This window comes from Streptomyces sp. OR43, assembly GCF_008042275.1.
Classification (GTDB): Bacteria; Actinomycetota; Actinomycetes; order Streptomycetales; family Streptomycetaceae; genus Streptomyces.
Genome location: NZ_RDBK01000043.1, coordinates 2,704,390 through 2,715,034, shown reverse-complemented (window position 1 = coordinate 2,715,034; position 10,645 = coordinate 2,704,390). Strand labels below are relative to the sequence as shown.

Genomic DNA, 10,645 nt, shown 5'->3' with positions numbered 1-10,645 from the left:
CCCCCGACTCCCCCACGGAGGCAGCAAGTGGAACGTTCTCCCGCCACCAGTCACAGAAGACGTCACACCCGCCCGCTCCTCGGCTCCGCCATGGCCGTCGTCGCCGCCGGGGCGCTGACCCTCACCGGTCTCGTCAGCAGCGCCGAGGCCGCCGACGTCAACGTCGCCAAGAACGCCGGGTTCGAGTCCGGGCTCGCCAACTGGACCTGCTCCGGCGGTTCCGGCGCCACCGTCTCCTCCCCCGTGCACGGCGGGACCGCGGCCCTCAAGGCGACCCCGGCCGGCCAGGACAACGCCAAGTGCACGCAGACCGTCGCCGTGAAGCCGAACTCGACGTACGCCCTCAGCTCCTGGGTCCAGGGCGGGTACGCCTACCTGGGCGCGAGCGGGACGGGCACCACCGACGTGTCGACCTGGACCCCGGGCTCCAGCAGCTGGACCCAGCTCTCCACCAGCTTCAAGACCGGCCCCAGCACCACCTCCGTCACCGTGTACACGCACGGCTGGTACGGGCAGGCCGCTTACGTCGTCGACGACGTCTCGGTCACCGGCCCCGACGGCGGCGGTGGCACCGACCCCGGCCCGACGATCCCCGCGGCCCCCGCCGGTCTCGCCGTCGGCACGGCCACGCCCTCCTCCCTCGCCCTGTCCTGGAACGCGGTGTCCGGCGCGACCGGCTACACCGTCTACAAGGACGGCGCCAAGGCCACCACCGCCACCGGGACCTCGGCGACGATCACGGGGCTGGCGGCCGACACGGCGTACCAGTTCTCCGTGACCGCCACCAACGCGGCCGGCGAGTCCGTGAAGTCCGCCACCGTCAGCGGCCGCACCGCCAAGTCCGGCGGCGGCGAGCCCAACCCCGGCACCTCCGTGCCCAAGCACGCGGTCACCGGCTACTGGCAGAACTTCAACAACGGCGCGACCGTGCAGAAGCTCAGCGACGTGCCCGCGAACTACGACATCATCGCGGTCTCCTTCGCCGACGCCACGACCACGCCCGGAGCCGTCACCTTCAACCTGGACTCGGCGGGCCTGAACGGCTACACCGTCGACCAGTTCAAGGCCGACATCAAGGCGAAGCAGGCGGCCGGCAAGAACGTCATCATCTCGGTCGGCGGTGAGAAGGGGTCCGTCTCGGTCAACAGTGACGCCTCCGCCACCAACTTCGCCAACTCGCTCTACTCCCTCATCCAGGAGTACGGCTTCAACGGCGTCGACATCGACCTGGAGAACGGTCTCAACTCCACTTACATGACCAAGGCGTTGCGTTCCCTGTCGCAGAAGGCTGGCTCCGGCCTCGTCATCACGATGGCTCCGCAGACCATCGACATGCAGTCCACCTCCGGTGAGTACTTCAAGACGGCACTGAACATCAAGGACATCCTGACCGTCGTCAACATGCAGTACTACAACAGCGGTTCGATGCTCGGCTGCGACGGCAAGGTCTACTCGCAGGGCTCGGTGGACTTCCTCACCGCGCTGGCGTGCATCCAGCTGGAGGGCGGCCTCGACCCGTCGCAGGTCGGTCTCGGTGTCCCCGCCTCCACCAGGGGCGCGGGCAGCGGATACGTGGCCCCCTCGGTCGTGAACGCGGCCCTGGACTGCCTCGCGAAGGGCACCGGCTGCGGTTCCTTCAAGCCGTCGAAGACCTACCCGGGCCTGCGCGGCGCGATGACCTGGTCGACCAACTGGGACGCCACGTCGGGCAACGCCTGGTCGAACGCGGTCGGCCCGCACGTCCACGGTCTTCCGTAACTCCCGCCTGAGCACCCATCGTTGCGCCTGACGCATCACTGACCAGCAGCGCCGCCGCTCCCCCGGTGGCGCTGCTGCATGTGCGGGACCCGGCGGACGTCCCCGCCATGTACCGGCCCCGCAACAGAGTGTCAGGGAGTTGCCGCATTCCATGGCTGTTCGGGCGGCCTCGTGCGGCTCGTCCGGCCCGGCCGATCCGGCTGATCCGGACGGCGCGTCCGACCCGGCCTGTCCGTCTGGCGGTCGTTCGCGAGTTCCAGGCCCTGGGTCGCGTACGCGCCGATCAGCGCCGTCCACCGCGGAGGAAGCCACCGGGTGCCGCTGTGGGAGGCCGGCAGATGGGGGGTGCGACAGGGGGAGTGACATGGCCGGGGCGCGGGTTCAGGCGCTGGGCGGGGACGATCCGGCGACGCTCGGACCGTACCGGCTGATCGGACGGCTCGCGTCCGGCGGCATGGGGCGGATCTATCTCGCCCGCGGCGGCGATCGGGGCGCACGGGGTCTCGTCGCGGTGAAGACGCTGCTGGCCGAGGGCAACGTCAGCGACGTCGACCGGCGGCGCTTCGCGCGCGAGGTGGCGGTCGCGCAACGGGTGGCCAGCGCCTACACGGCGCGGGTACGGGACGCCGACCCGGCGGCGGAGCGGCCGTGGATGGCCATCGACTACATCGCCGCGCCCCCGCTCTCCGAACTGGTGCGCAGCTGCGGGGTGCTGCCCGCCTCGGCCGTACGGTGGATCGCCGCCGGCACCGCGGAGGCCCTGGTCACGTTGCACGGGGTGGGCATCGTCCACCGCGATGTGAAGCCGCAGAACGTGCTGCTGCCGCTGGACGGCCCCCGGGTCATCGACTTCGGCATCTCGCACGCCAGCGACCTCACGCTCACCGGGCTCACGCTCGGCACGATCGCGTTCACCTCGCCCGAGCAGGCACGCGGCGAGGAGTCCACCGCCGCGTCCGACGTCTACTCGCTCGGCGCGACCCTGTTCCTGCTCGCCACCGGCCGGCCGCCCTATGCCGCGGACGGCGACACCCTGCGGCTGCTGGCCCGGGTCCAGCGCGGTGAACTCGACCTCGACGGGCTGCCGAAGGAGCTCGTCGCGACGATCCGGCCGTGCCTGTCGGTCGACCCGGAGCGGCGCCCCGAGCCCGCCGACCTGCTCGCCCGCTTCCGCGCGGCCCAGGCCCATCTGCCGGCCTCCCACAGCGGCACCCGGTGGCTTCCTCCGCGGTGGACGGCGCTGATCGGCGCGTACGCGACCCAGGGCCTGGAACTCGCGAACGACCGCCAGACGGACAGGCCGGGTCGGACGCGCCGTCCGGATCAGCCGGATCGGCCGGGCCGGACGAGCCGCACGAGGCCGCCGGCGGTGAATCCGGTGGCCCCGACGCTCGTCCAGCGCACGAATACGGTGCCGCCCCCTCCCCCGACCCTGGTCTACCCGCCGGAGCGCCGGGCCCGCGCGGCCCGCGACCGCGAACGCCGCGAGCGGACCCGGCGGGAGATGGCGGCCCTCGCGGAACTGGCGGAGCGGCAGCGGGCGGAGCAGGCCGAGCAGGAGCGCGCCGAACGGGAGCGTGCCGAGGCGGCGCGCCTGGAGGCCGAGCGGCAGGCGGCCCAGCGCGCGGAGGCCGAGCGCGCCCGCCGCGAACGGGAGCGCGCGGCGCAGGAACACGCGCGTGCCGAGCAGGAGCGTGCGCGGAGGCGGGCCGAACGCGAACGGATCCAGCGCGAGCAGGCGGCGCGGGAGCAGGCGGCACGGGAGCGCGCGGCACGAGAGGCCGCCGAGCGCGCCTCGCGGGAGCGGGCCGAGCAGGAGGCCGCCCGCCGGGCGGCCCGTGCCGCCCGGGCCCGTACGACCTCGCCCAGCACCGCCCCGACCGCCCCGGCCGGGCCGACGACGACACGTCCGACGCCTCCGCGGACCGGCTCCTCGGGGAATTCCTCGGCGCTGGGCTGGCTGGTCGCCGTGGCCGTCGTCATCGGACTGCTGGCCTGGCAGCCCTGGGAGACGACGGGCAACGGGAGTGGGGGCAGCGGCAGTTCGTTCACTTCCGGCAGCAGCGGCTCCGCGTCGTCCGACAGCGACGCCCGCACGGGCGACTCCGGCTCGGACACCGATACCGACTCCCACAGCGACAGCAGCTACGACCCCGACAGCGACAGCGACACAGCGGACGATCCGACGCCCACCCCCACGCCGACTCCCACTCCCACGCCGACTCCCACCCCGGACGCCACCGACCGCGCGTTCGCCGCCGTGCGCGCCGGCGACTGCCTCGACGTGTACAACGACGGCCACGACGACATGAGCGCCTCCCGCCCGATCCGGGTGAGCTGCGGCGCCTCGAACGCGTACATGCACGTCAACCGTGTCAGCACCCGGTCCGGTGGCTCCAGTTCCTGCGACACGGGGGCCGGCTTCACCTGGTGGAGCAGATCCGGTGACGACGGGGTCGACCGGACGCTCTGCCTCGACCGGGTGTACCAGGTGGGCCAGTGCTTCCCCGCCGATGTGAACGGAGCCACCAACGCCGACCTGACGGTGGTCTGGCGCTGCGACGCGTCCACGGTGCCGCGGGCCGGCCAGTCGATCCTGCGCATCACCGGCTTCTACCGGGCTCCGACGGCGGGCCAGAACTGGACCTGTCCGTCGGGGCGCGGTGAGAAGTTCTGGTACTGGCAGGTCAACAAGGGCCGGAGCATCATCTGCGCGTCGGCGGCCTGAACCTCCCCGTGCCCGACGAAAGGCCCTAGATCACCAGGCTCAGCAGCGCCGCCACCACGAAGCCCGCGACCGACAGGACCGTCTCCAGGACCGTCCAGGACTTCAGGGTGTCGCGCTCGGAGATGCCGAAGTACTTCGACACCATCCAGAAGCCTCCGTCGTTGACGTGCGAGGCGATGATCGAGCCGGCCGAGATCGCCATGATGATCAGCGCCAGGTGCGGCTGCGAGAAGTCCTGGTCCTCGACGAGCGGGACCACGATGCCGGCGGTGGTGACGATCGCGACCGTCGCCGAGCCCTGGGCGATGCGCAGGACCGCCGAGATGAGCCAGGCGAGCAGGATGACGGGCAGGCCGACGTCGTTGAACGTGTCGGCGAGCGCGTCCGCGATGCCGCTGGCCTTGAGCACGGCGCCGAAGATGCCGCCCGCGCCGACGACGAGCAGGATGTTGCCGACCGGCTTGAGGGACGAGGTCGACACCGACTCCAGGGACTTGCGGGACCAGCCGCGCCGGATGCCGAGCAGGTAGTAGGCGAGCAGCAGCGCGATCGTCAGGGCGACGAACGGGTTGCCGAAGAACTCGATGACCGAGCGGGGCGTCGAGGGGTCGAGCGCGATGGAGGAGAACGTCGCGGCGAGGATCAGCACCAGCGGGGTGCCGATGATCGCGAGGACGGTGGAGAGGGCGACGGGGGCCTCGTGCGGGGTGACTCCGGCGGCCCGCTGCTCGGCGACGACGGCGGCCTTCGCCTCCTCGGCGGCCTCGACCATGTCCTGCGGGACCTCGACGAAGATCCGCTTTCCGATCCAGGCGGCGTAGCCCCAGGCGGCCAGGACGGACGGGATGCCGACGACGGCGCCCATCAGGATGACCCAGCCCAGGGAGACGTGGAAGAGGCCGGCGGCGGCGACCGGGCCGGGGTGCGGCGGCAGGAACGCGTGCGTCATGGACAGGCCCGCGAGCAGCGGCATCGCGTAGAGCAGGATCGACTTGCCGGAGCGCTTGGCCGCCGCGTACACGATCGGCGCGAGGACGAAGATGCCGACGTCGAAGAAGACCGGGATACCGAAGATCAGACCGGTCAGGCCCATGGCGAGCGGGGCGCGCTTCTCACCGAAGAGGTTCAGCAGGCGGGCGCTCAGCACCTCTGCTCCGCCGGAGACTTCGAGGATCGCGCCGAGCATCGTACCGAGGCCGATGATGATCGCGACATGGCCGAGGATGCCGCCCATGCCGGACTCGATGACGGAGACGGCGGCCGACTTCTGCACCGTACCGAAGAGCTCGGTGACGGAGAGGCCGGCGCCCAGGCCGACGGCTATGGAGACGGCGAGCAGGGCGACGAACGGCTGGAGCCTGACCTTGATGATCAGGAAGAGGAGGAGCGCGATACCGAGGACGGCGACGGTCAGCAGACCGGCCGTCCCGTCTATGAGGAGGAGGAGTCCACCGGTGTGGGGTGGCGTCTCGACCGGTGGGGGGCTTGCGGCGAGCTGCATGGGTAACTCCGTTGTCGTCCATGGTGCTTGGGCAGGGCGGAGCACGGCACGGCGCCCCGGTGGGGTGGGGCGCCGTGACCTGCGTGGTGGTGCGGTGGTGCAACGGGATCAGGCTCAGCCGAGGACCGCGAGGGCGTCGATCTCGATGAGCAGGCCCTTGGGCAGGCCGACGTAGACCGTCGTGCGGGCGGCGGGGGCCTCCTTGAGGTTCTGCGCGCCGAAGTAGGTGTTGTAGATCTCGTTCATCTCCGCGAAGTGGTCCACGTCCGTGAGGTAGACGCGCATCATCATCACGTCGTCCCAGCTCGCGCCGCCCTCCTCCAGGATCGCCTTGACGTTGGCGAAGGTCTGGAGGGTCTGCTCGCGCAGGGTCGGGCCGGCGGGGGTGGGGGCCTGGCCCTCGACGGCGGGCAGGAAGCCGACCTGGCCGGCGACCTGGAGGATGTTGCCCTTCCGCACGCCGTGCGAGAACTTCGCGGGCGGGGCGGTGTGGGTGCTCGGGGTGAGCGGGGTCTTCACGGTCTTGTCGGTGCTGTCGGTCATCGGTGATCAGGCTTTCTTGGGTCGGTTGGTGCCGGAGTACTCCCGGCTGATGGTGTCGGCGGTGCGACGGACCAGGGGGAGCAGGGTGAGGAGTTCCTCGGCCGTGACGACCACGTTCGGCGCGGAGACCGACATCGCGGCGACGACGCGCCCGTCGGCACCGCGAATGGGGGCGCCGACACAGTTGATGGACTCCTCGTGGCCACCGAGGTCGGTGGCCCATCCCTGTTCGCGCACGGTGGCGAGTTCCTTGAGGAAGGCGCCGGGGCCGGGGGTCGAACGGGACGTGTACATGGGGTAGTCGAGCTTCTCCGCGAGCGAGCGCCGCTCCGTCTCGGAGAGGTCGGCGAGCAGGAGTTTGGCCACGGCGGCGACGGTGATCGCGACGGGCTTGCCGATGCGGGAGTACATCCGGACCGGGTAGCGGCTCTCGACCTTGTCGATGTAGAGGACCTCGTTCTCCTCGTACACGGCGAGGTGGACGGTGTGGCCGCAGTTCGCGTTGAGCTCGACGAGGTGCGCGTGGGCGATCTCCCGTACGTCGAGGTTCTCGACGGCCTCCTGGGCGAGGGCGAAGAGCCGCGCGCCCAGGCGGTAGCGCTGGTCCTGCTGACGGTAGACGAGCCCGTGCTCGTGGAGCGTACGCAGGAGGCGCAGGGCGGTGGACTTGTGCACGCCGAGCCGCTCGGCGACCTGTCCGAGGTCGGCGGGTCCCTGGGCGAGCAACGGCAGGATGCTCAGCGCCCGGTCGACGGTCTGACTCATGCGCGTGCCTCGCTGTCCTCGGCCCGGCCTTCGCCGGTGACGCCCCTCTTGCCGGTTCCCTCGCTACGCTCGCTCACGCGCGTGCCTCGCTGTCCTCGGCCCGGCCTTCGCCGGTGACGCCCCTCTTGCCGGTTCCCTCGCTACGCTCGCTCACGCGCGTGCCTCGCTGTCCTCGGCCCGGCCTTCGCCGGTGACGCCCCTCTTGTCGAATCCCTCGCTGCGCTCGCTCATGCCGTACGTACCTCCGTGTCGTCCCCCGTCCACCCGGGGCCGAGACGCAGTCTCCCCCAGTCGGTGTCGTCGAGGGCCGCGAGGCGGTCCGCCCGGTCGCGGGAGGGCGGGTCGGTGAGGTCGCCGGGGACGGTGAGGACGGCGGCGGCCATCAGGTGCCCGTGCCGGGCCCGGTCGCGGACGGGCAGCCCGCGCAGGGTGGCGGAGAGAAACCCGGCGGCGAAGGCGTCCCCGGCCCCGACGGGGGCGACGACGTCGACGCGGAGTGCGGGGACGTCGGTGACCACTTCAGCCCCTCCGGCGATTGAGGAGCGGGGTCCGGGGCGGAGCCCCGGTTCGGGAAGGGGCGGGGTGGGGTGGGAGAACACCGTCGCGCCCTCCGCGCCCCGCTTCACGACCAGTACCGCCGGTTCCGGCAGCGCCTCCCGGATCGCGGCGGCGCCCTTGACGCCCCACGCCTCCTCCGCCTCGTCCTCGCCGACGAAGACGAGGTCGGCGCGGCGGGCCAGGTCCAGCAGGACGCCGGGGGACACGTCGGCGTCGCGCCAGAGGCCCGGACGGTGGTTGACGTCGAAGGAGACCAGCGGGCGCCCGGGACGCGGGGCCGTCAGCTCGTGCAGCAGGGCCAGGCAGTCGGCGGAGAGCGCTGCCGTGATGCCGGACAGGTGCAGGACCCGGCCGGTGAACAGCGCCTCGTACGGAACGTTCGCGGGCGACATGGCCGAGGCCGCGGACCCGGCCCGGTAGTACGCCACCTCGTGGACGTCGGTGCCGCGGTCCGTCGCCGTACGGAAGTAGATGCCCGTGGGCCGGGCCGGGTCGCGCCGCACGGCGGAGGTGTCGACCCCGTACGCGGAGATCGCGTCGACGAGGTGGTCGCCGAAGCCGTCCGCGCCGACCCGGCTCACCCAGGCCGCGCGGTGCCCGGCCGCGGCGAGGGCGCAGGCCACGTTGGACTCGGCGCCGCCGATGCCGCGGCCGAAGGAGGGGACGTCGGCGAGGCGCCCGGGCCGTGAGGGCAAGAACGTCACCATGGACTCGCCGAGGCACACGACATCGGTGGCCGTTTCGGCGTCGGTCCTGGCCGGGGTTCCGGACACTCGGGCTCCTCGGGATCGGGCGGGCGGCGCCGGGTCTCACCATTGACCGGGCGTCGGCTCGGATGTTAGACAGCCCTGAGCGATATACGCAATGGGTGTTGCATATGTTGCAACGCCCATCGTCACCTACCGCATGACTTCGATCGAGGAGGCACCCCCATGGCCGACGAACGCCCCGCCGCCGGACTCGCCGGCCTGGCCGGACTCGCCGACGAGCGGGTCGACCACCGGTTCAAGGCGCTCCCGCCCGACGCGGAGGGCCTGACCGTCGGCGATCTGGCCGCCGAGCGGCGCAACCTCTTCACCGGCGGTTTCACCACCCCGGTGCTCGCCCTGTCGGCCGAGTCCGTCGCACACAACCTCGCGCTGCTGGAGACGTACGCACAGCGCCACGGCCTCGCCTTCGCACCGCACGGCAAGACCTCGATGTCCCCGCAGCTGTTCGCCCGCCAGCTGGAGCACGGCGCGTGGGGCATCACCGCGGCGGTCCCGCACCAGGCTCGCGTCTACCGGGCGTTCGGGATCCAGCGGATCTTCCTCGCCAACGAGCTCGTCGACGCGGCCGCGCTGACCTGGCTCGCGGGCGAACTGAACGCCGACCCGGAGTTCCGCTTCATCTGCTACGTCGACTCGGTGCGCGGCGTCGAGCTGATGGACCGGGCCCTGAGCGAGGCCGGCGCCTCCCGCCCGGTGGACGTCGTCGTGGAGCTCGGCGCGGGCGACGGCGCCCGCACCGGCGCGCGTACCGAGGCCGACTGCGCCGCCGTCGCCGACGCGGTGGCCGCCGCGGGGACGCTGCGTCTGGTGGGCGTGGCCGGATACGAGGGCGAGGTGCCGGACGCGAGCGGCGAGCGCGTACGGGAGTGGCTGCGACGGCTCGTCGCGCTCGCCGCGGACTTCGACGCGGCGGGGCGGTTCGCCGCCATGGGCGCCGGTGAGCGGATCGTGATCAGCGCGGGCGGCAGCGCGTGGTTCGACGCGGTCGCGGACGTGTTCGCCGGCATCCCCGAACTCTCCGCTCCCGTACTGAAGTTGCTCCGCTCGGGGGCGTACGTCTCGCACGACGACGGCCACTACCGCCACCTCACCCCCTTCAACCGGGTCCCCGAGGAAGGCGCGCTGCAGCCCGCCTTCCGGCTCTGGGCCCAGGTCGTGTCGCGCCCCACCGGCGAGCAGGCGTTCCTGAACGCGGGCAAGCGGGACGCCGCCTACGACCTCGACCTGCCCCAGGCGCAGCTCGTGCGGTCCGGGCGCGACGGCTCGGTGCGGGAGGCGACGGGGATCGAGGTCACCGGCCTGTCGGACCAGCACGCGTGGGTGCGCACGGACGGGGCGGCCGAGCTGGAGGTCGGGGACTGGGTGGGGATGGGGCTCTCGCACCCCTGCACGAGCTTCGACAAGTGGCAGCTGATTCCGCTGGTCGCGGCGGACGGGACCGTCACCGACTACATCCGCACGTTCTTCTGAGCCCCACCGATGAGTCCGAGCGATGGGCCCGACCGATGAGCCCCGCCGATGAGCTCTTCCGATGAGCCCCACCGATGAGCGCGGGCCGGGGGCAGTCCAGTCCCCCGGCCGGCCCCGAAAGGCACACCCCCCATGGACCTGGTCATCCGCGACGCCCGCGTCATCGACGGCACCGCCACCCCCTCCTACCGCGCCGATGTGGCCCTCGCCGACGGCCGCGTCGCGGAGATCCACCGCGAGGACTCCCCCGGCCGCCGAAGTTGCGGTCGAGCCGGTCGAGKTACTCCCCGACGGTGCGCCAGTCGAAGTCGATGTCGCTCCCGTCGCCGTTCCAGCCGGTGATGGAGCGGCGGACCTCGGCGAGGGTGCGGTCGTCGACGGGGGCGTACGACAGGCCGTCCTGGCCGAGCACTTCGAGGGTGACGCCCTGCGCCGCCTTCGCGCTGTGGTCGGGGTCGCGCAGCAGGGCGAGGTCGCTGTGGGCGTGCATGTCGACGAACCCGGGGGAGAGCGCGAGGCCGTCGGCGTCCAGGGTCCGGGCGGCGGTGGGGC

The 10,645-nt window shown here is 72.3% G+C and carries 7 protein-coding genes and 1 pseudogene; 3 read left to right on the top strand and 5 right to left on the bottom strand.

All coding sequences use genetic code 11. The features are described from left to right. Positions 1–90 precede the first annotated feature (90 nt). Together EAO72_RS31235 and EAO72_RS31230 are read left to right on the top strand one after the other, a co-directional pair. Entirely contained in the window at positions 91–1,758 is a 1,668-nt protein-coding gene (locus EAO72_RS31235) for a chitinase (RefSeq protein WP_148022147.1), read from the top strand. Positions 1,759–2,122: 364 nt separating this feature from the next. After that, on the top strand, positions 2,123–4,486 hold the full coding sequence (locus EAO72_RS31230; protein WP_148020436.1) for a serine/threonine-protein kinase: 2,364 nt from the start codon (positions 2,123–2,125) through the stop codon (positions 4,484–4,486). Positions 4,487–4,511: 25 nt separating this feature from the next. Here EAO72_RS31230 and EAO72_RS31225 read toward each other — a convergent pair whose 3' ends face one another. The 4 genes from EAO72_RS31225 to EAO72_RS31210 all read right to left on the bottom strand — a co-directional run bounded on the left by EAO72_RS31225 (position 4,512) and on the right by EAO72_RS31210 (position 8,626). Then, positions 4,512–5,987, bottom strand: coding sequence for a GntP family permease (locus tag EAO72_RS31225; RefSeq protein ID WP_148020435.1), 1,476 nt, complete (start codon positions 5,985–5,987; stop codon positions 4,512–4,514). Between the two features lie 114 nt (positions 5,988–6,101). Then, positions 6,102–6,530 carry a RidA family protein gene (locus tag EAO72_RS31220; RefSeq protein WP_148020434.1) on the bottom strand — a complete coding sequence of 143 codons (429 nt, stop codon included), beginning with the start codon at positions 6,528–6,530 and terminating at the stop codon, positions 6,102–6,104. A gap of 6 nt (positions 6,531–6,536) precedes the next feature. Beyond that, positions 6,537–7,295, bottom strand: coding sequence for an IclR family transcriptional regulator (locus EAO72_RS31215; RefSeq protein WP_148020433.1), 759 nt, complete (start codon positions 7,293–7,295; stop codon positions 6,537–6,539). Between the two features lie 227 nt (positions 7,296–7,522). Then, positions 7,523–8,626: a sugar kinase gene (locus EAO72_RS31210; RefSeq protein WP_148020432.1), complete on the bottom strand. Its 1,104-nt coding sequence runs from the start codon at positions 8,624–8,626 to the stop codon at positions 7,523–7,525. Positions 8,627–8,785: 159 nt separating this feature from the next. Between EAO72_RS31210 and EAO72_RS31205 the strand changes: the two genes are divergently transcribed. Continuing rightward, entirely contained in the window at positions 8,786–10,093 is a 1,308-nt protein-coding gene (locus EAO72_RS31205; RefSeq protein WP_148020431.1) for an alanine racemase, read from the top strand. Between the two features lie 244 nt (positions 10,094–10,337). Here the strand turns inward: EAO72_RS31205 and EAO72_RS31200 are convergent. Next, positions 10,338–10,645 (bottom strand): annotated as a pseudogene (locus EAO72_RS31200) (amidohydrolase family protein); the annotation flags it as partial.

Excerpts from the sequence above, each read along its gene's own strand:
- EAO72_RS31235 (WP_148022147.1), top strand. The coding sequence starts at position 91 with ATGGCCGTCGTCGCCGCCGGGGCGCTGACCCTCACCGGTCTCGTCAGC.
- EAO72_RS31230 (WP_148020436.1), top strand. The coding sequence starts at position 2,123 with ATGGCCGGGGCGCGGGTTCAGGCGCTGGGCGGGGACGATCCGGCGACG.
- EAO72_RS31225 (WP_148020435.1), bottom strand. The coding sequence starts at position 5,987 with ATGCAGCTCGCCGCAAGCCCCCCACCGGTCGAGACGCCACCCCACACC.
- EAO72_RS31220 (WP_148020434.1), bottom strand. The coding sequence starts at position 6,530 with ATGACCGACAGCACCGACAAGACCGTGAAGACCCCGCTCACCCCGAGC.
- EAO72_RS31215 (WP_148020433.1), bottom strand. The coding sequence starts at position 7,295 with ATGAGTCAGACCGTCGACCGGGCGCTGAGCATCCTGCCGTTGCTCGCC.
- EAO72_RS31205 (WP_148020431.1), top strand. The coding sequence starts at position 8,786 with ATGGCCGACGAACGCCCCGCCGCCGGACTCGCCGGCCTGGCCGGACTC.